Annotated in this window: 15 protein-coding genes; 3 read left to right on the forward strand and 12 right to left on the reverse strand. The window is 59.0% G+C overall.

Translation table 11 applies throughout. The features are described 5' to 3' along the window. Window positions 1–113: 113 nt before the first annotated feature. From HMPREF3120_RS05670 to HMPREF3120_RS05695, 6 genes are all read right to left on the reverse strand, one after another. Window positions 114–1,115 (reverse strand): ornithine cyclodeaminase, encoded by a 1,002-nt coding sequence (locus HMPREF3120_RS05670; RefSeq protein WP_305764018.1) that lies wholly within the window; start codon window positions 1,113–1,115, stop codon window positions 114–116. 30 nt (window positions 1,116–1,145) lie between these two features. After that, a complete protein-coding gene (locus tag HMPREF3120_RS05675) occupies window positions 1,146–2,657 on the reverse strand; it encodes an amino acid permease (protein WP_083279407.1) in 1,512 nt (503 codons plus the stop codon). A gap of 35 nt (window positions 2,658–2,692) precedes the next feature. Further along, window positions 2,693–6,124, reverse strand: coding sequence for a bifunctional proline dehydrogenase/L-glutamate gamma-semialdehyde dehydrogenase (locus HMPREF3120_RS05680; RefSeq protein ID WP_070451282.1), 3,432 nt, complete (start codon window positions 6,122–6,124; stop codon window positions 2,693–2,695). A 203-nt stretch (window positions 6,125–6,327) separates the two neighbouring features. Then, window positions 6,328–7,575, reverse strand: a complete 1,248-nt coding sequence (locus HMPREF3120_RS05685; RefSeq protein WP_083284800.1) for an NAD(P)/FAD-dependent oxidoreductase — start codon at window positions 7,573–7,575, stop codon at window positions 6,328–6,330. A gap of 104 nt (window positions 7,576–7,679) precedes the next feature. Further along, a complete protein-coding gene (locus tag HMPREF3120_RS05690; protein ID WP_070451584.1) occupies window positions 7,680–10,208 on the reverse strand; it encodes a DEAD/DEAH box helicase in 2,529 nt (842 codons plus the stop codon). 56 nt (window positions 10,209–10,264) lie between these two features. Then, a complete protein-coding gene (locus HMPREF3120_RS05695) occupies window positions 10,265–11,305 on the reverse strand; it encodes a PAC2 family protein (protein WP_371440661.1) in 1,041 nt (346 codons plus the stop codon). 138 nt (window positions 11,306–11,443) lie between these two features. On the opposite strand from HMPREF3120_RS05695, the gene HMPREF3120_RS05700 reads away from it, so the two are divergent. Beyond that, a complete protein-coding gene (locus HMPREF3120_RS05700; protein WP_168161885.1) occupies window positions 11,444–12,589 on the forward strand; it encodes a DUF4192 domain-containing protein in 1,146 nt (381 codons plus the stop codon). On the opposite strand, the gene galE is transcribed toward HMPREF3120_RS05700, so the two are convergent. The 6 genes from galE to HMPREF3120_RS05730 form a co-directional block, all read right to left on the reverse strand. Then, the gene (gene galE, locus HMPREF3120_RS05705) at window positions 12,586–13,566 is read right to left on the reverse strand and encodes a UDP-glucose 4-epimerase GalE (protein ID WP_070451284.1); all 981 of its coding nucleotides are present in this window, start codon (window positions 13,564–13,566) and stop codon (window positions 12,586–12,588) included. The two genes, HMPREF3120_RS05700 and galE, sit on opposite strands and share 4 nt — an antisense overlap. 19 nt (window positions 13,567–13,585) lie before the next feature. After that, window positions 13,586–14,275, reverse strand: a complete 690-nt coding sequence (locus tag HMPREF3120_RS05710; RefSeq protein WP_070422350.1) for a metal-dependent transcriptional regulator — start codon at window positions 14,273–14,275, stop codon at window positions 13,586–13,588. A gap of 129 nt (window positions 14,276–14,404) precedes the next feature. Next, complete coding sequence (locus HMPREF3120_RS05715) at window positions 14,405–15,394, reverse strand: sigma-70 family RNA polymerase sigma factor (RefSeq protein WP_070422351.1); 990 nt, start codon at window positions 15,392–15,394, stop codon at window positions 14,405–14,407. A 118-nt stretch (window positions 15,395–15,512) separates the two neighbouring features. Beyond that, window positions 15,513–15,947 (reverse strand): D-aminoacyl-tRNA deacylase, encoded by a 435-nt coding sequence (gene dtd, locus HMPREF3120_RS05720; RefSeq protein WP_070422352.1) that lies wholly within the window; start codon window positions 15,945–15,947, stop codon window positions 15,513–15,515. Between the two features lie 21 nt (window positions 15,948–15,968). Further along, on the reverse strand, window positions 15,969–17,510 hold the full coding sequence (locus HMPREF3120_RS05725; RefSeq protein WP_070451286.1) for a DUF7782 domain-containing protein: 1,542 nt from the start codon (window positions 17,508–17,510) through the stop codon (window positions 15,969–15,971). Next, window positions 17,503–18,054, reverse strand: coding sequence for a DUF3099 domain-containing protein (locus HMPREF3120_RS05730; RefSeq protein ID WP_083279411.1), 552 nt, complete (start codon window positions 18,052–18,054; stop codon window positions 17,503–17,505). The genes HMPREF3120_RS05725 and HMPREF3120_RS05730 overlap by 8 nt, the downstream gene beginning before the upstream one ends. A gap of 48 nt (window positions 18,055–18,102) precedes the next feature. On the opposite strand from HMPREF3120_RS05730, the gene HMPREF3120_RS05735 reads away from it, so the two are divergent. Further along, window positions 18,103–18,360 (forward strand): DUF3039 domain-containing protein, encoded by a 258-nt coding sequence (locus HMPREF3120_RS05735; protein WP_070422354.1) that lies wholly within the window; start codon window positions 18,103–18,105, stop codon window positions 18,358–18,360. Then, on the forward strand, window positions 18,357–20,114 hold the full coding sequence (locus HMPREF3120_RS05740; protein WP_070451288.1) for a DEAD/DEAH box helicase: 1,758 nt from the start codon (window positions 18,357–18,359) through the stop codon (window positions 20,112–20,114). Before HMPREF3120_RS05735 ends, HMPREF3120_RS05740 begins: the two co-directional genes overlap by 4 nt. Window positions 20,115–20,122 lie beyond the last annotated feature (8 nt).

The raw sequence follows: 20,122 nt of genomic DNA on the forward strand, positions 1-20,122 counted from the left end.
AAAAAGGCCACATCTAACCCCCGCGACACGCCGATAGCAGACACACATTTTGTCGCTTAACCCCGTTTCGTCGTTAGGCAGAGCGCTCTACATGGGGCTGAGCACCTTGGTGGTCAGGGAGAACAGGTCCTTCGGATCATCCGGTCGGCGACCAACTCAATATAGGTCTGGAAGTCGGTGCCAGCAGTCGAGTCGCGCAGGTAGCGCAGGGCGGAGAAGTCCTCGATTGCGAAGCCGACCGAGTCGAACAGTGTGATCTCCTCATCGCTAGAGCGGCCCGGGACCTTGCCTGCGATGACCTTCCACAGTTCGACGACCTCGAAGTCCTCGCCCTTGTTTTGGATCTCGCCCTCGATGCGGGTCTGGGGAGGGAATTCGACGAACACGGTGGCGTCGTCAAGAATGCGCGGATCAAGCTCCGTCTTGCCCGGGCAGTCACCACCCACACCATTGATGTGCACACCAGGGCGAACCAGGGAGTAATCCAGGATGGTGTTTTGCGCCTTGTCGGCGGTGCAGGTCGTAATGATGTCTGCGCCTTCGAGCGCATCCTCAACGCTGTCGGCGATGTAGACCTCGATGCCGAGCGGCTCGATATTGCGGCGGAACTTCTCCATCGCGTCCGGGTCGATGTCGAAGATGCGGACCTTCTCGATACCCAATGCCGCACGGAACCCGAGCGCCTGGAACTCTGACTGGGAACCGGAGCCAATCATCGCCATGACTTCAGAGTCCTTGCGCGCGAGGTACTTTGCCGCCATTGCGGAGGTTGCAGCAGTACGAAGTGCGGTGAGCAAGGTCATCTCGGCTTCAAACGTAGGGTAGCCGTTGTCTACGTCAGCCAGGAAACCGAAAGCGGTCACAGTCTGGAAGCCACGAGCCGGGTTCGACGGGTGGCCGTTGACGTACTTGAATCCGTATTCGATTGAGTCGGAGGTGGGCATCAGTTCAATGACACCGATAGGGGTGTGGCTGGCCACGCGCGGAATCTTGTCAAATTCCTCCCAGCGGACGAAGTCCTTTTCGATGTATTCGAGGATGCCGGCGATGATCTTCTCCACACCGTGGTGGTCGATCCAGCGGCACATGTTGGTGACGTCGACAAGTTGAGTCATACGGAAACTTCCTTTCAAAGTAAGAGGGGATTAATGGGTAACGATTGGGGGATCAATGTCGGGTGCTTGTTCACCAGTGACGTGCTCGTAGTTCACGTGCGAACGCGAGATGAATTCAACGCGATCGCGGACCTTGAACCAGCCGAATGCAAGCGCCGGCCACATCAGCAGCGACACAATCAGTGTCCAGGTGCCAATTGGGTAGTCGAAGGCCATGAGCACGACAACCAGCCCAAGGAACAGCAGCGAGACAATATCGGTGAACGGCGAGAATGGTGCGCGGTAATCCGGACGGGTGTACTTGCCCTGCCGGGCCAGCCGCACAAAGCGCATGTGCGACAGGGAAATTGCCGCCCAGGACGCCATCGTGCCAAGTGCCGCGATATTCAACACAACCTCGAACGCTGCCTCCGGCACGAAGTAGTTGAGCACAACGCCGAACAGGGCGACGCCGGTGGTCATCAGAATGCCACCGTAGGGCACACCACCCTTGGTGACCTTGCCTGCCCACTGCGGTGCGGAACCGGCCTTGGACAGCGAGTACATGATGCGGCCCGTGGAGTAGAGGCCGGCGTTCAGGGAGGACAACGCAGCGGTGATGACCACCAACTGAGTGATAGGACCGGCGTACGGCACGCCGATGGAGTTGAAGAAAGTCACAAACGGTGACTCGTCACCGGAGTACTGGGTGTACGGCAGCAGCATGCACAGCAGGAGCACGGAGCCGAAGTAGAACACCAGCAGGCGGAAGACAACAGCATTAATCGCCTTCGGGATGTCCTTACGGGGGTTCTTTGCCTCACCAGAGGTCGTGCCCAGCAGCTCGATACCTGCGTAAGCGAACACGACGCCTTGGATCACGATCAGTGCCGGCAGTACGCCGTTCGGGAACCAGCCACCGTGATCGGAGATGAGCGTCAGGCCAGTCAGATCACCACTCGGATTGCCGAAGATGACCATGAAGATGCCGACCGCGAGGAACGTGAGCAGGAACGCCACCTTGATCAGGGAGAACCAGAACTCCATCTCGCCGAAGAACTTCACCGAGACGAGGTTCATGCCCGTCACAAGAGCGATGATCGCAAGTGCGATGACCCACTGCGGAATGTCGTTAATCCAACCGTAGAACTGGCCGAACCAGCGGATGTAGATAGCAAGTGCTGTCGCGTCAGCAACGGCGGTCGCTGCCCAGTTGAACCAGTACAACCAGCCCGAGACGTATGCGGCCTTCTCGCCAAAGAATTCGCGAGTGTAGGACACGAACGAACCCGAGGTTGGACGGTGGACAATGAGCTCACCCAGACTCCGCAGGATGAGGTATCCGATGAAACCGCAGAGCAGGTACATCAGGGCTAGCGACGGTCCGGCGGCCTCAAGGCGCGAACCTGCGCCAAGGAACAGACCGGTACCGATCGCCGAGCCAATTGCGATCATGTTGATCTGACGGGTGGACAGCCCTTTCTGCAAGCCGGCATCTTCGTCAGGAATGACGCCAGCTTTAGGACGAGTTGATGCTTCCGATGGTGGTGGTTTCGTAGTCATCGGGTTCTCCCAGGGTTGTGTCGGTTAGTGGGGGACTAGTTCCTGATGCCGGCCGGGTCGTGGATGACGCCGAAACGGTGCAGGGTTGCGGAGATGGCCTGCTCCAGTAGGTACGGGAGCAACTCACGTCGACCGTCGATGAGCGCCGGGCTATCAAAAACAGCGGTGGTGATGTCGCCGTAGATGTCTGCTGGGGCATCACCGATAACGCGGATGCGCGACGGGGTGCCTTCCACACGGTTCGCATCGACCGTGATCGCAGCAGCCTCCAGATCCGAGGCGATTTCCGCAGGAGCAACGACACGGATCTCGGAGCCGGTGATCGCTGCTGCGAGCAGCTGGCGGTAGACATCGCGCAAGCGGTAGTTCTCACCGACGTAGATCACGACCGGCTCGAGCGTGTTGCGGTAACGGAAGATGTTCGCCTCCGAGCGAAGACCAGAGTGGTCGTGACCACGACCGAACTCGCGGTCCCATGCGCGCTGGTCGTACTCAGCAGCACGGGAGAGCCAGCCGTAGTCCTCCGCATCGACGTTCGGGCGGAACGCCTCCAGCTGCTCCTGGATATCGGCGGAGATGCTCACGCCCGGCGACGGAGCCACACCATCGCGGTCACGCCACGTGCCCATCTGTGCCACATAGTTCGGGCCACCAGCCTTCGCGCCTGGGCCGACCGAAGACTTCTTCCAGCCACCGAACGGCTGACGCTGCACGATCGCACCGGTGATACCGCGATTGACGTAGACGTTGCCAGCTTCCACACGGTCGAGCCAGGTATTGATCTCGTCGCCGTCAAGGGTGTGAATACCCGCAGTCAAGCCGTAGCCGGTGGAGTTCTGCCACTCAATAGCCTCATCGAGGTCCTTGGCGTGCATGATGCCCAGGACCGGTCCGAAGCACTCGTTCTGGTGGTACCAGGAGCCAGGCTTAACGTTGTCGCGGATACCGGGGCTCCAGAACTTGCCTTCATCATCGAGCTTCTTCGGCTGGAGCAACCACTTCTCGCCCGGTTCGAGCTTGGTCAAACCGCGCTGCAACTTCTCTCCCGGAGCTTCAATCAAGCCGTTCATCGTGGTGGAGAGCTCGGTGCCTGGGCCGACCACGAGGGTGGATGCAGCGTCAAGGAGCTGGCCACGAATACGCTCAGACTCGGCCGCGGAGCCGACGAGAATTGCCAACGACGCAGCGGAGCATTTCTGGCCCGAGTGGCCGAACGCCGACAGGTACAGGTCGTTGATCGCCAGATCCGGGTCGGCGGACGGCGTGATGATGATGGCGTTCTTGCCCGAGGTCTCAGCCATGACGTTAAGTTGCGGGTTCCACGACTTAAACAGTTGGGCTGTCTCAGATGCGCCGGTGAGGATGATGGCGTCCACGGCGTCGTCGGTAAGCAGTGCCTTGCCCGCTTCGCCTTCGTCAGCGCGAACGTACTGCACCGTATCCGGGTCGATGCCCTTCTCTGCGAAGACTGCCTGGATGCAATCCGCGATCAGCTTGGCGCACTGCGTCACCTGCGGTGCCGGCTTCAGGATCACAGCGGAGCCTGCAGCCAACGCCGCCATGACACCGCCGGTCGGAATGGCGACCGGGAAATTCCACGGTGGAACGACCACGGTGAGCTTGTTTGGCTCAAACTCTGCCTCAATGTCGTCGAGGTGACGGGCGCTATCTGCATAGTAGTCGCAGAAGTCGATAGCCTCGGAGATCTCCGGGTCGGACTGGTCGACAGTCTTGCCAGCCTCGTGCGCAGCAACGGAGATGAACTCGCCACGGCGGCGCGCGATCTCGTCACCAATCGCCTCGAGCACTTCTGCACGCTCGTTCGCGGACAGCGCGCCCCACGCCTTCTGCGCCTCGAGTGCGCGCGCGATGTTGTCGCGGATAGCAACCGGATCGGTGATCTCCTCACCGGTGTCGATCGATGGCGGAGTGCTCAGGTGCTTGATCGCCCAAGCACGGTTGGCCTCAAGGGCAGGATCCGTATCCGGCTCGTTGAAGAAGCGGCCGGTCGTTGCGGAAGCATGTGCGACGTGGCGCTCAGTTTCCGTATTACGGTCTTGCGTGCGGTTCGGGCCATTGTGCACGTCCCAACGGTTGCCGACAGCCCAGCGGAAGACGTTCTCTTGCTCCTTAATCGGATCGCGGTCCTCAGTCTTCGGAGCGAACAGGGCATGCAGGAAGTTCTGCGGGGCAGCGTTCTCTTCGAGACGACGCACCAGGTAGCTCACCGCCACGTCGAAGTCATCGCGGCCGACAACCGGGGTGTAGAGGATCTGGTCGCCGTACACCTCGCGCACGATTTCCTGCTGCGCAGGGGACATGCCCTGCAGCATCTCAGAGTCGATCATCGCGGTGACACCGCGGCGCTGTGCCAGCTCGTATGCCAACGCAGACGTGAACAGGTTGTGCGAAGCGATACCGATAGAAACCGCATCTGCAAACTCAGGGCGCAGGATGAAATCCAGCAGGCGGTAGTAGTTTGCGTCCACCTCATCCTTGGTCAGGTACGGAGCCTGCTCCCAACCCTTGACTTCAGCGTGGTGGCGTTCCATGGACAGGTTCGCACCCTTGACCAGACGGATCTTGATCTTGGAGCCACCGTCGGCCACACGCTTCTGGGCGAAGTCGGCCAGGTACTCGAGTGCACCAAGCGTGTCCGGCAAGTACGCCTGAAGCACAATGCCGCCCTGGTAGTCCTTGAACTCCTCCTCGCTGAGCAGCTGCGTGAACACGTCCAGCGTGAGATGCAGGTCGTGGTACTCCTCCATGTCCATGTTGATGAACACCTGAGGGCTACGGTCGCGCGCAGCGCGGTACAGCGGGCGGATGCGGTCCTTGACCAATCGAACGCATTCGTCGTAATCCCAGTGGTTGAGCTGCGACACCATCGACGATGCCTTGACGGACACGTAGGTCACACGTGGGTTTTTGATCAGGTTGAGCGTGCGCTCTGCACGATCTGTTGCTTCCTTCTCGCCGAGGACGGCCTCACCGAGCAGGTTCAAGTTGAGCTGCTCGCCGCGCTGCTGCGCGTTGTCGAGCAGCTTGTTCAGTGCGTCACTTTCGGCATCGAGAACCAGGTGGCCAACGAGCTGGCGGAGACGGGCACGTGCCGCAGGAACAACTACGTTTGGCAGGAATGGGCCGACGAAAGCACCAATTCCGACGAGTAGGGAGTTGATCTGGCCGAGGAATCGGGCGTCGACACCGCGCGTGATCGCCCGCAGTGCGTGTGCTGCGACACGGTTGCTTTCCGGGCGCATGACGCGGTCAACGAAGTCCATGGTGAAGCGGACACCGTTTTCGTCGCGAAGCAACTCAGCGAGCTGCTGGGTGGAGGCGTCGTCGGCGTCTGCTTCGGCGGTAGCTTCCATCCAGTGGTAGGCGCGAGCAACAGCTGCCTCGATTACTGCCTCGAGGTCATCGCTATTCGACGGCGCGATCTGGTTGGTGCTCAGTTGTGGCATTTGTGTTCCTTATCACTCATAACTGACCAATGTGACAGGAATTAAGATAAGGCACAACTGCGATTTTCAATGCAATTAGATGCCGTCGCACGAGTCGTGCGAGGAAACCTGCAGCGCACAGCGTTGGCGGGTGGGGAAAACGGGGGATAAAAATAACCCCGCCACATGCATAGTGCAGTGACGGGGTTTGAAACGTTGGTGCGTTACAGGCCACCGAACGGGCCGCGCAGCGGGTCGAACGGCTTGATCGTCTCGTCGATCTCGCCGGTCACAATCTGCTTTGCCAGCATCTTGCCGGACAGCGGGCCCAGGATGATGCCCCACATGCCGTGACCACCGTTGGTGTACACGTTTGGCACCTTCGTCGCGCCAACCAGTGGGAGACCGTCCGGAGTGACCGGGCGGGAACCGACCCACTCGTCCTGGCGATCTTCCCAGTCGATGCCACGGAAGAACGGCTTCGTCGAGTGAATCATCGAGGTAATACGGCCTGGCTGGAACGGCTCATCCGGGCCGCGGAACTCCATCGTGCCTGCGATGCGGAAGCGACCCTGGTACGGGGTGCAGGCGATCTTTGGATCCGGCAGATACACCGGGCAGGTAGCAGGCTCAGCTGTCTCAACCGAGAAGGAGTAGCCGCGACCAGCCTGAATCATCGTGTTCACACCAAGCTGTTTAGCCAAGGACGGAAGCCACGCACCGGTTGCCAAAACAACGTTGTCGGCCTGCAGCCACTCCCCGGTGGAAAGCTTCACGGCTGGCTTGCGGGTGGAGGTGACCTCTACGACCTCAACACCCGTCGTGATCTTGCCACCGCGCTCGATAATCGAATCTGCAATGGCCCGGCAGTACGGACCCGGCTCGATGAAGCGCTGACCGCCCATGCGGTAGGTTGCGCCGACCTTCTCGGTCAGCATCGGGGCGTCAGTGCGGGCGTCGTCAAGCGTGATCTGCTCGAAAGGAATATCTTGGCCGTGACGCTGAGCGCCTTCGACTTCCTTGAGGAAGCCGGCGGCTTTGCCCTCGTTTTCGAAACCGATGATGAACGGACCCTCATGTGTGGAGGCCTTCACACCACCTGCTTCGAGCTCGTCGAAAGCAGCGAGGGAAGCAATATCTGCCTTAGTGAGGCGAGCCATGGTCTTGTCCCATGCGCGTCCCGTCGCGTGTGCCATGAAGTTGGCGCAGAAGCGCCACAGCTTCGGGTCGAAACGCACCGGCACATCCAAAGCAGCGTGCTTATCAAACAGTGCGGTCGGGCCGTATGCCCACAGGCTCGAGTTGGACAGCGGGATCGTCTTGCCCGGTGCCAACCAGCCGGCGTTGCCCCAGGAAGAACCGGCCGCAACATCGATGCGTTCGAGAACTTCCACCTCATGGCCATATTCCTGCAGATGCCATGCGGTTGACAGACCGGTCATGCCGGCGCCGACAACAATTGTGCGCGTCACGTTGTGCTCCTTGTCACGCTAGAACCAAAGTTTGCCCCACACAATCTAGCCGGGGTGGATGTGTTTTGGGGCAAATTAGAACTTTCCGTTTCATGCGAGCACTTCTACTGCCCCCGAACCTCCAACGAGGAGACCCGAACCTCACCCGCTTCATCGGATGCGTCGAGATCCACCACACCGTGAATCTGGAACGCGTTGTCGCCTTCGGGGTCGTTAATAATCTGGGTGACCTGCCAGGATCTGCCGGATTGATCACCGATGTGGAAGAATTTAGGACCGCGTGCGTCTGGGCCAAGATCGACATCGTCGTACTCGTCGAAGTAGTCGTCCATCGCCCCCGGCCAATCCACCCGCTCGTCTGTTTCTAGGTAGTCGAGCATCTCGGCCAACTCATCTTCTTTCTCATAAGCGAACAGTTCGACCATTCGGAAGAAGTAGTTGCGGACCATGATTGTGAACGCACGACGGTTGGCGGTCAGCGCGGATGGGTCCTGCACACCAAAGGCCAGTTCTCGGTCGATGGTTTCCTGGCTGACAGGTTCGTCTTCTCCGGTCATATGCGCCCATTCGTCGATGAGCGACGAGTCCACCTGACGAATCATCTCGCCGAGCCATACGACGATGTCCTCGAGCTCGTCGTTCATGTAGGCATCGGGGATGGAGTAGGAGAGCGTGCGCCAAGCATCGGTGAGGTAGCGAAGCACCACACCTTCGGAGCGCGCCAGCCCATATGTGGAAATGAGATCGGAGAACGTCATTGCGTGCTCGATCATGTCCCGCACCACAGACTTCGGCGACGGCTCGAACTCCTTCGCCCATGGGTTGCCTTGGGTGAAGGTATCGAACGCTTCGTCCAACTCGTGGGCCAATGGCTTCGGATAGGTGACATCCTCAATAATCGCCATGCGCTCGGTGTAGTCAACACCTTCAGCCTTTAGCGCAGCAATTTCTTCTCCACGAGCGGCTTTCTCTTGCGCTTGGAGGAGTTGCCTCGGGTCGTCGAGGATCGCTTCAAATGCTGAGATGACATCAAGGGTGTATGTATCCGATTCCGGATCCAGCAGGGTAAGAAACGCCAGTGCGAACGGAGCGAGAGGTTGATTTAGCGCAAAGTCGCGGTCGAGCTCCTGCGTCAGCGTGTATGGGCGAAACGCGGGAGAGTCCGGAGTACGTTCCACCACTCCAGCGTTAATCAGCCCACGGAATAGCTCCACTGCGGTGAGGATGTCCCTGTTCTGCTTCGCACGGTTGTCGTGGTTGTCGCGCAGTAACTTGCGCATGTGCTCGTAGCCGTCACCAGGGCGTGCCACCACGTTGAGCAGCATCGAGTTGCTCACCTTGAACTGGCTTGTCAGCTCTTCGGGTTCAGCGACCTTCAGACGTTCAAAAGTGTTCTCAGACCAGGAAACTTCACCGTCGCGGGCAGACTTCTTTCGTATCTTCTTGAGTTTCTTCGGATCATCACCCGCCTTGCGGCGCAGCTTTACGTTTTCTATCTCGTGTTCGGGTGCTTCCACCACTACAGTGCCTTCGGTGTCGTAGCCTGCGCGACCTGCGCGGCCTGCGATTTGGTGGAATTCACGCGACTTCAAGATGCGCTGGCGAGTTCCGTCGTATTTGGCCAACCCAGTGATGAGCACTGTACGAATCGGCACGTTAATCCCCACACCGAGCGTGTCTGTACCGCAGATGACCTTCAGTAAGCCGGTTTGGGAAAGCCGTTCGACAAGGCGACGGTACTTCGGCAACATGCCTGCGTGGTGGATTCCGATGCCACGACGCACAAGTTTGGACAGCGTCTTGCCAAACGTGGTGGTAAAGCGGAAATTGCCAATCTCTTCAGCGATCCGCTGCTTTTCCTCATCCGTAATGATTTTCATGCTGGTCAGCGCCTGCGCTCGTTCGGTGGCTTCGCGCTGAGAGAAATGCACAACGTAGATCGGTGCCTTGCCGTCGGCGAGCAGCTCCTCAATCGTCTCGTGCACCGGCGTGAACACATAGTGGAAATCCAGCGGAACGGGACGCTCAGCGCCGCCCACATAAGTGGTGGTGCGCCCGGTGCGTTTCGTCAGGTCCTCCTCGAGCCACGCAGTATCGCCTAGTGTCGCCGACATCAGCAGAAACTGTGCCTTTGGCAACTCGAGGAGCGGAACCTGCCAGGCCCATCCGCGCTCCGGCTCGGAATAGTAATGGAACTCGTCCATGACGACCTGGTCGATCCGTGCATGCTCGCCCTCTCGTAGCGCGATATTTGCGACGATCTCCGCTGTGGCTGCAATGATTGGCGCATTGGAGTTCACCGTTGCGTCACCGGTCATCATGCCGACGTTTTCAGCGCCGAAAATCTCGCACAGCGCGAAAAACCTCTCGCTTACCAGTGCCTTAATCGGCGCCGTATAAAACGATCGTTGTCCACGGGCGAGGGCAATGAAATGCGCCGCGTTGGCCACCATGGACTTCCCGGATCCAGTTGGGGTAGCCAAGATAACGTTGTCGCCAGCGAGCAACGCTAGCGAAGCTTCCTCTTGAGCAGGGTAGAGGCTGATACCGCGGGACTCGGTCCAGGAGGTAAACGAGTCCCACACCACGTCCTCGAAGAGGGACTCTGGTGCTTCGGCAATGTCGGAGAGCATGTCTGTGAGCGTCACGCTCACCACCGTAGCTGACCGCCCCGACATCCCATCAGCATTTAGGATGTTGCGCCTGTGTCACCGTCGCTGTCGCCGTCATCTACTTCAGCGTCGGGGTCGATGAAGTAGTAGTCACGCAAGCGCCGATCAGTGTCCTCATCGTGAGGCAGACTGCGCTGTTGACCACGGTTGCGGTCACGGTCCTCTATGGCGGTGAGGTAGTTCTCAAAAGCCTCGCTGATTTCCTCACCCGAGGGCATCTGTGCCTCACCGGGCATCATGGCTTGCGGGTGGTGGCGACGGTATTCCTCCATCTCCTGGTCATAGTGTTCCTCCAAGGCCTGGACCACATGGGTGATCTCAGCGGAGTTCGTCGTTTGTTCTGCAAGTTGCTGGGAGACCCGCTTCATGTCGCCTTCCAACGAACCAAGCGGGAAGGTCAACGTGGTGGAATCCTCTACCGACTGCAAGAGCTGGAAAGTTGCGTGCGGGTACGGAGAAGCAGCGACATAGTGCGGGACGTGCGCTGTGTAGCCTGCGACATTTCGCCCACGCTTGTGGAGTTCGCGCTCAATGAGAATTGCGGCGGAGCCAGGAACGCTCACCATACCGTCGAAGGTGTACATCGAGCCGACGAGGTCGGTGTCGTTGCCGTGTGCTGATACCACAAGGGGGCGAGTGTGTGGCGCGCCCATAGGGGCAGCGTAGAGGCAGATCGTTTTATCCACATTGAAACGCTCGACGAGGTCGGCGACTGCATTGCTAAACGCTTCCCAGCGAAGATCCGGTTCAGGCCCGGACAGGAGCAAGAAAGACTTGCCCTTGCTGTCGCGCAGGACCCGCATATCGAGTTGCAGGTCTGCAACGTCTGCGATTTCAGCATGGGCGAGTGTCACCGTTGGGCGTCGTGAGCGGTAGTCGATGAGCTCGTCGTTGCTAAACGTCGCCACCGTATGGGTCTCTAGCGCGGCCTTAAGATGGTCGGCTGCAGACTCAACTGCGTGACCTGCGTCGGCGTAGCCGTGCATGGCAATAATCAGCGCCGGGCCCGATTGGGAGGTGCTGTCCACGGTGGGCGAGGGGTACTCAAGCTCGTACATCTGCTGATCGTAAGTCACGGTTGTAGATCTCCTGAAATGGTATCGCTGATTCCCCCACCACAACGAAGGAAGCGAGCAAAACATTCCCCGTTATGTTTTTGGATGGAACCGAACACTGCTTCAGTGCGTCTGATATTTATGACAGACACTCAACCACAAGGAACTCATTCATCGGATGGTGCTGGCGCGGCGCACCACGACACCTACACATTGCAATCGCCCGCGCACTTGATTGCATCACTTCCTGGAACTCTCGGTTACTTTCCAACTGAAACTGTTTCGCTGATCACCTTGCAAGCGCGTCCGGGGGAACCTGACATCTTGGATGTTGGACCGTATTTGTGCTCTGATTTGGGCAGCACAGAGCAGCTTCGCAACATGCTTGAGCAACTGCCAATAACGCAACGTGTGGCGACGTTTGGCGTGATCATTAGCCGAGTCCCTGATTCGGAGATGGTCAAACAGGCCGTTAAGGAGTTGCGAGACAGTTATCAGGGGATTGTGCCACTGGTCGACGCGTGCTGGTTAGTTTCGGAAGTCGCTGATGGCACCCCGTACCGCCTCGCGTTCTCCAACGAGACGGAGAACGCACAGATCTGGGGGTGGGAGGACACATTCGCTTCGGGTACGGTCGCTTCGGTGATCGCGTCGCCGGCGATGCGGCCGTACATCGATAACGGCTTGCTGCCGGAGCTCGATCGCGCGGATACGTTCGAGCACTTCGACCCGCTATTGCTCAGCGATGCTGTGCGTTGCGACGAGGTCGCGCCCGCTGCGTATCGACGAGGCCTTGACCTAATGGATCTGGTCTCAGTGGCACCTGCTCTTGCGCGCCGGGACGTCGAGCGGGCCTGCGAGCTCTTCGTCTCAACGCCAGCGGATTCGATCATTGACGGGGATGGATACGTTGAACTGAGCGATGTGTTTCAGTCGGATGACGAAGTCGAACTTATCGCCGCGATGCTGAGCAGAAGCCGGTTGCGCGACTGCTTAATCGTCGACGCGCTTGCATACCCGTTCGGGGCATCCGCGGTGATGTTGTGTATCGCGAGGAACTTCACCGGAGCCATTCGGGCCAACGCGTTGTGTCTTTGGGCGATGGTTGCCCTTTCCCAACGCTTGTACGCATGGGCGGGCACTGCGTTGCGGTGCGCAGACGAGGAAGTTCCAGGTCATGCGCTGTCGAATCTGCTGCTGCAAGTGATGCTGGCGGGCAAGGCAGAAGAGATTCTTGAAGTGAGCAGTCGAGCATGCAGAGACACGTGGCTCGAATTCGGAGGTTAACGCGCCGAGTGCGAACGGCTTCCCAGTTCGCGGGTGAACGCCCATGCGTCCTCGACGATTCGGCGTAGATCTGTGCGGGTGGGGTTCCAACCAAGCTCACTTTTGATCTTTTCGGACGACGCGATGAGCACAGCCGGATCGCCTGCACGGCGAGGAGCTACCTCAGCTGGGATGGGATGGCCGGTGACTTCGCGACACATCTCCACAACTTCTCGCACCGAATAGCCAGCACCGGAACCAAGGTTATAGATCTTGTGTTGGCCAGGCGTGTTGTTTTCCAAAGCGAGCATGTGGGCGTCGGCGAGGTCGCGGATGTGAATGTAGTCGCGCACGCAAGTACCGTCGTTTGTTGGCCAGTCATCGCCGTACATCATGATCTTGTCGCGGTAGCCCATGGCAACCTGCAACACAATGGGGATGAGGTGGGTTTCAGTGATGTGGTTTTCACCAACACCGTTGTGTGCGCCGGCGACGTTGAAGTAGCGCAGACTCGTTGCGCCGAGGCCGTACGCATTGGCGTAGGACGTGATTGCGTGGTCAATCGCTAGCTTGGAGGCGCCATAGGGATTCGTTGGACGTGTTGGCGCATCTTCGGTAATCGGCACGGTGTCTGGTTCACCGTAGGTGGCAGCGGTCGAGGAAAACACCAGGGATTTCACGTCGTGCTTGCGCATTGCGTCGAGCAACGCGAGTGATACTCCGACATTGCCATGCCAGTACTTGGCGGGATCCTCCATCGACTCGCCGACAAGCGAGCGTGCAGCGAAATGCAGTACGCCATCGATGTCACCGTCAGCCAGTACGTCGTCGATAACATCGACAATGTTTCCCTCAACGAGCACAGCCTGCTCAGGGACAGCGTAGCGGTTTCCAGTGCTGAAATCGTCGATAACGGTGACGTCGTGGCCTGCTTCAAGCAGTGCTTGCGCGCACACACTTCCGACGTATCCTGCGCCGCCTGTGACTACAAGTTTCATGGGGTTTCTCCTCGAAGCGTTAGTTGAGCGGTTCGACGCGCAGCGCGTGTGCCAGCTCAGATGGAAGTACAACAGTTTCTCCGTTGGCGGTCTTGACTTCCAGCGCGCCGTCTTCAAATGGAGTCAACGTCACTTCTTGGCCGACGAAGTGACCGATGCCTGCAAGGGAGACACCGTCTGTCAACGGGACCTGAAGAATTTCCGAAATCTGCACAACACGCGCTCTGGTCGGCTCCTGGATTCGAAGATCGGTCGCTCGAGTTCCGCGTGTCTCGGGCACCCCCTGTGGTGCTCCCAGCTCTTCCAGTGCGGGGATCGGGTTACCAAATGGGGAGTGGGTGGGGTTATCCAACACTGCGACAAGGCGACGTTCGACCTCTTCGCTCATGACGTGTTCCCAGCGACATGCCTCGTCGTGCACTTTCTCAATATCAAGGCGCAGCACGTCGGTCAGAAGACGTTCCGCGAGACGGTGTTTGCGCATCACCGCGGTTGCGAGTGCGCGCCCTTCCTCAGTGAGGGAGAGGGAACGGTCTTGCTCAACAACGATAAGTCCGTCGCGCTCCATGCGTGCCACAGTTTGCGACACGGTGGGGCCAGACTGCTCAAGCCGTTCAGCGATGCGAGCGCGAAGGGGAGTGATGCCCTCTTCTTCCAGCTCGTAGACCGTTCGCAAGTACATTTCTGTGGTGTCGACGAGGTCACGCACGGTTGTTGGTTCCTTCCACTCGACGAGGCAGCAGCTGTTGCTGCTATAACGAACGTTCGACAAATACTGTAGCCCAGCGATAGTGACCTAAGTCCCATCACTGGGCGTAGTTGTTGTTTTTCCTAATGGCTACATTGCGTAATCGCGAAGACGGTCTGCACGTTCGCCCACACGAAGCTTCGCCATGACTTCGCGTTCGATCTGACGTACACGTTCCCGGGATAGTCCGTACTGTCGGCCAATCTGGTCCAAGGTGCGCGGCACACCGTCAGTCAGTCCATAGCGCATGCGGATGACATCCTGTTCGCGCTGCTCAAGGCCATTAATGATGTCTTGAATGTCGTCATGGCGCAGCGTAGTTACGACGGCGTCTTCGGCGTCGGTGGCTTCCGCGTCCTCGATGAAGTCACCCAAAGGCGCCTCTTCATCTGCACCGACCGGCATATCCAAGCTGACGGGGTCGCGGGATTGGCGCAGCAGCATTTCGATCTTGGACTCTTCGATGCCGGACTCTTCGGACAGTTCCTCGTTCGTCGGCTCACGGCCGAGAGATTGATACATTTCGCGACGAATACGTGAGAGCTTGTTGACCTGTTCGACAAGGTGCACAGGGAGGCGGATTGTGCGGGACTGGTCAGCCATACCTCGCGTGATTGCTTGGCGGATCCACCAGGTGGCGTAGGTGGAAAACTTAAAGCCCTTGGCGTAGTCAAACTTTTCCATCGCACGAATAAGGCCGAGGTTGCCTTCTTGGATGAGGTCCAACAGTGGCATTCCGCGGCCGGTGTAGCGCTTCGCAAGCGATACGACCAGGCGCAGGTTCGCCTCGAGGAGGTGCGCGCGCGCCTTGCGGCCTTGCTTAGCGAGGATTGTCAGGTCGCGCTTTTTTGCCCGGGTGAGTTTCACCTCCGGATCGTCGAGAAGATGCTGAGCGTAGAGGCCAACTTCGATCTGTTGGGCAAGCTCGACCTCTTCTTCAGCGTTGAGTAGGGCGGTTTTGCCGATGCCGTTGAGATAAACGCGTACAAGGTCTGCGGATGGGTTGTCGTTGGTCTGATTACGTCGGCTACCGCGGTCGACGTTCTCTTCTTTTTCTGTGGCACGATCCGGCTGGGTCATGTGACAACGCCTCCTCGGACTGGGGTGAAACACTTCATGTTGCATCGCTGCAATCTGATAGAGCAACGGTCCGAGGTGAAGAGGTGTTCCCGCGGGCACCATTTATATTCACTGAGCGTTACGTTTCTACCAACACGGTGAACGGCCCTTCGTTGACACTCTGGACTTGCATGTTGGCGCCGAATCGCCCTTCTTCGACATGAATTCCGCGTTCACGCAGTGCCGACGCGATCTTTGCGATGATTGGCTCCGCAACTTCGCCAGGGGCAGCGTCTCCCCACGATGGGCGGCGACCCTTGGCAGTGCGGCCTAAAAGCGTGAACTGGCTGACTAAAAGCACCGGAGCATTGACGTCTTCAACGGACTTTTCCCCGTCGAGAATGCGCAGTTCTGCAATTTTGCGGGCCATCTTTTGCCAGGCTTCTTCGTCGTCTTCGCGGCCAACGCCGACAAGGGCGAGGATTCCGCCTGTCTCAGCGCAATTGATAGCGCCGACAACGTCGCCGTCGACGGTGACGGAAGCCTCGGAAACGCGGGTCAGGACGGCTTTCACAGGATATTCCTCTGTTTCTGATCAGATAGCGGCGATTTCTGCGGGTAGGACAACGCCATGACGGACAAGATCAACTATGGCTGCCGAGCTGGATTGCTCAAGTTCATGTAGTGCAGCCTCGTCGTTAATACCGTTGGCAGCAGCGTAGAGCCCAGTGACGTCGCGAAGCGCAAGGCCTTGCGGGTGCAGCCCACGAATAACGGAGAGCACCCCAGCATCCACGGTATGGGTAAACCGTGGCCCGTCCGTGCGAGTCACACGGATGACCTCGGGTGCGAAGCCGATACCGGTTTCGGTGTCGGCCAAACTGACCTCCTCAAGCGCGACCCCTGGGCGCAGCATGTATTGGGCATCAAGAACTTCGGCGAAGGATTTTCCACGCAGCCAATCGCTACGCAGGAAGTATTCTTCAACCTCCGGTGCTAAGCGGTCAGTGAAATGCTGGGATAGTTCCTCAGCGGTGACCTCAGTTGCGGCATCGCCGATATCTTCCAAGACAATCCACCCGAATCCGATTCCAGTGACGTTATTTTGCGCAAAGTGCTCCAGCCACCGTTCGGTGCGTTCGATGCCTTCAGTAGAGCGGGGGTCGATGGATTCGTCGCGAAGCCACGTGGAGACGTACATCCCCGGATCCACAACATCGCGCTGCAGCACCCAGGCGTTCACTCCTGTGCTGGGCAACCACGACGCCACCCGAGACTGCCAGGACGCATCCTTGCTGTGCACCCAGGAACCCAGGATGAAAGCACGGCCACCTTCGGCAAGATGTTCCACTGCGCCGGAGACAACGAGCTCGGAGGCCGCATCAAGATCCAAGCCTGAATCGCGGTAGACATGGCCCACCTCGGGTAGTCCGACAACAAATGGGGGGTTGGCCACAATGCGGTCGAACCGTTCGCCCGCAACAGGTTCAAACCAACTTCCTTGCCTCAGTTCCACATTGTCTACACCGTTGGCAGCAAACGTCGCTCGAGCTAAGTCCAGCGCTCGACCGTGAACATCTGTCGCGACAACTCTCTTAGCAACGTGAGCCTGTGCAAGTGCCTGCACCCCCGAACCCGTTCCCAAATCCAAAACAGACGACACCGGTGTCTGAGGCGCAGCCGAAAGCAGTGATAAGGAAGCGGCGCCAACGCCGAGAACATGATCGTGTCCTGGGACGATGTCGGTCATCGACGCGTCGAGATCGGAAAAGACAAAGCGCTCCTTATCTGCGATCGCATGCGGGCGCACATCGAGTGCGATGTGAAGTTCGGCATTGTCGGTTGCAGGGGCGACCACGCAGTCGTCGATAAGCAGCTGCACAAGCTCTTGCGACAGCACATCACTGAGTTCCGCTGCGGTGCATGGCTCGCGCAAGATAAAAAACCGGATCAACCGCGACAAACGGGACCCATCCTGGCACGCGTGGCGCACTACTCCAGGCTCACCGCGAAACATCGCCTGCGTCGCGGCTGGCCCAAGGTGCTCAGCAATCCCTGCGGACGTAAAACCGGCCTTTGCCAATGCTTGGGCAAGAGTTTTCGCTGTCTCCGGGCTTACCGTTACTGAATCACTCATCGTTGTCTCCTGTTGCATCATCCCCACCGTCGTCGTGATCGATGATATCGGGCACGTTTGCCGTGCTTGACGACGAACTCTCGAGCGCCGTACGACGAGAGTTCTCCAACCGAATCTCCTCACGCACTACCGCAGGCTTGTACACGTTTTTTGAGCGTGCATCCCGCTTCTCGCCCTGTGCGTTGCCCAACACCACCGCAATCCAAGGCAGCGGTACCGAGACGACGAACAATATTGCCGCCAGCACCCACCAGCTCATCCACGCAGCCCAGATCGCGGCGAGGATGAACGGTAGGCGAAGCCCCTGCAAAATGGCGTACTGCTTCTCACGAGACTGCCGGTTTTGTTCAGGACTCGTCACCGCGTCTGTGATCAAAGCGCGGGCCATGCGACGACGCCGACGCGAGTGAGGCACAGAGGAGTCGACGACATCCTCGGCTTGAGCGTCAACCGTCTGATCGTCCTGGCTCAAACTAGAGAACAACCCGTCACGGGCTCGGTCCCGCGGATCAGAATCGGGGGAAACGTTCTCATTGGTGCTCATATGCGTCGAGGTTAGCCCTCCGGCTTAACCTCTCGCTCAATTTGGGGCATGATAGAGCGCGTGAACACGACGACGAAGACACTTGAACGCCCGGATTTGCGGGAAGATACCTCGTCGACAACCGACGACGGAACCCCGAAGTTTTTCCACTACGTCAAAAAAGACCAAATTGTCGACTCTGCGATTTCCGGCAAAATGGTCGTCGCCCTGTGTGGCGAAACCTTCCCGGTGAAAAAACAAGCAAAGCCCGGCTCTCCGGTGTGCCCGGACTGCGAGCGGATCTATAAGGGGCTGCGCCGCAAGTGACAGCCGCGTCTTCTGGGCCTTCGCTGCGCAAATGGCAGCAGGAGGCCCTCGATTCGTTTCTGAGTACCAAGCCACGCGACTTCATGGCTGTGGCAACGCCCGGCGCAGGTAAGACCACCTTCGCGCTCACGCTTGCCTCGACCCTGCTCGCTGACCGCACCGTCCAGCGCATTATCGTCGTCGTACCAACCGAGCACCTCAAGCACCAGTGGTCGGACGCCGCCAAGCGGTTCGGAATGTCGTTGGACCCAAACTTCACCAACTCTTCGGCAGTCAACGCCGCCTACGACGGCATCGTCGTCACGTATGCGCAAGTAGGTATGCACCCCTTCAAACACCATGCTGTCGCTTCAGCACGACGCACGCTGGTGATTCTCGACGAGATCCACCACGCAGGTGACTCCAAGAGCTGGGGTGATGGTGTCTACGAGGCATACAACGACGTCGAACACCGACTCGCTCTGACCGGTACACCATTTCGTTCCGACGACTCCCAGATCCCTTTCGTGCGCTACGTCGAAGACGGCGCCGGCCACCTCGTCTCAGAATCGGACTACACCTACGGCTATTCCCACGCACTGGCCGATGGCGTCGTCCGACCCGTGGTGTTCCTTGCATACTCCGGCGAAGCACAATGGAAGGACTCAGCAGGGGAGGAGTACTCAGCTCGCCTCGGCGAACCACTGAACGCCGAACAAACCGCACGTGCATGGAAGACCGCACTGGACCCGAAAGGTGACTGGGTCGCAGCCGTCCTTAATGCTGCACACACCCGCCTGATGAAAGTCCGCGCAAACATGCCAGACGCTGGCGGACTAGTCATCGCCACCAACAAAACCACCGCCCGCGCGTACGCGAAAATCCTGGAAAAACTTTCCAACACCCCAGTCACGCTCGTTCTTTCCGACGAACCAGGCGCCTCCGACCGCATTGATGAATTCTCGGCATCCCGCGACGAATGGATGGTCGCTGTCCGCATGGTGTCCGAAGGCGTCGACGTGCCGCGCCTATCCGTCGGCGTCTACGCAACCTCAGCATCCACACCATTGTTCTTCGCCCAGGCCATCGGACGCTTCGTCCGTTCCCGCATGCCCGGCGAATCGGCCTCCGTCTTCCTGCCCTCCGTCCCAGTGCTGCTGCGCCTGGCTGAGGAAATGGAAGTTTCTCGCGACCACGTCCTAGGCAAACCTCACCGCGAATCCGGCTGGTCCGACGAACTGCTCGAGCAGGCCAACCGCACCCAAAACGAACCCGACGAAACCTCCGGATACGAAACCATCGGAGCATCGGCGGAGCTCGACTCGCTGATCTTCGACGGATCCACCTACGGCACCCCAACAGTCGCCGGCTCTGCAGAGGAACAAGACTTCCTCGGACTGCCCGGCCTCCTCGACGCCGAGCAAGTACGCACCCTGCTGGCCAAACGCCAGGCCGACCAACTCGACGCACGCGATGCTGAAGAAAAAGCGCGCCGGGCAGAGGAACGACGCGCTCGTGAACGAGCAGAGATCCTCGGGGAGCCGCAGAAGGTAACACAGCCGGTGGAGGAGACTCCCCAAAGTGCAACTGCAGCTGACGAACTCCCTCAGCTACGCAGCGAACTCAACGCGCGCGTATCCATCGTCGCCAGCAAAACTGGTCGCCCACACGGTGCGATCCACACCGAGGTACGAAAGGCCTGCGGAGGTCCACCGACTGCACTGTGTAGCGCGGAACAGCTCCGAGAACGCATCGCATACCTTCGTGACTGGTGACACCGAAG

It is taken from the genome of Corynebacterium sp. HMSC11D10 (genome assembly GCF_001806995.1).
Classification (GTDB): Bacteria; Actinomycetota; Actinomycetes; order Mycobacteriales; family Mycobacteriaceae; genus Corynebacterium; species Corynebacterium coyleae.

Bases quoted from the DNA above. Each gene is read 5' to 3' on its own strand.
- HMPREF3120_RS05670 (WP_305764018.1), bottom strand. From the start codon at position 1,115: ATGACTCAACTTGTCGACGTCACCAACATGTGCCGCTGGATCGACCAC.
- HMPREF3120_RS05675 (WP_083279407.1), bottom strand. From the start codon at position 2,657: ATGACTACGAAACCACCACCATCGGAAGCATCAACTCGTCCTAAAGCT.
- HMPREF3120_RS05680 (WP_070451282.1), bottom strand. From the start codon at position 6,124: ATGCCACAACTGAGCACCAACCAGATCGCGCCGTCGAATAGCGATGAC.
- HMPREF3120_RS05690 (WP_070451584.1), bottom strand. From the start codon at position 10,208: ATGCTCTCCGACATTGCCGAAGCACCAGAGTCCCTCTTCGAGGACGTG.
- HMPREF3120_RS05695 (WP_371440661.1), bottom strand. From the start codon at position 11,305: ATGTACGAGCTTGAGTACCCCTCGCCCACCGTGGACAGCACCTCCCAA.
- HMPREF3120_RS05700 (WP_168161885.1), top strand. From the start codon at position 11,444: ATGACAGACACTCAACCACAAGGAACTCATTCATCGGATGGTGCTGGC.
- galE (WP_070451284.1), bottom strand. From the start codon at position 13,566: ATGAAACTTGTAGTCACAGGCGGCGCAGGATACGTCGGAAGTGTGTGC.
- HMPREF3120_RS05715 (WP_070422351.1), bottom strand. From the start codon at position 15,394: ATGACCCAGCCGGATCGTGCCACAGAAAAAGAAGAGAACGTCGACCGC.
- HMPREF3120_RS05725 (WP_070451286.1), bottom strand. From the start codon at position 17,510: ATGAGTGATTCAGTAACGGTAAGCCCGGAGACAGCGAAAACTCTTGCC.
- HMPREF3120_RS05730 (WP_083279411.1), bottom strand. From the start codon at position 18,054: ATGAGCACCAATGAGAACGTTTCCCCCGATTCTGATCCGCGGGACCGA.
- HMPREF3120_RS05735 (WP_070422354.1), top strand. From the start codon at position 18,103: ATGATAGAGCGCGTGAACACGACGACGAAGACACTTGAACGCCCGGAT.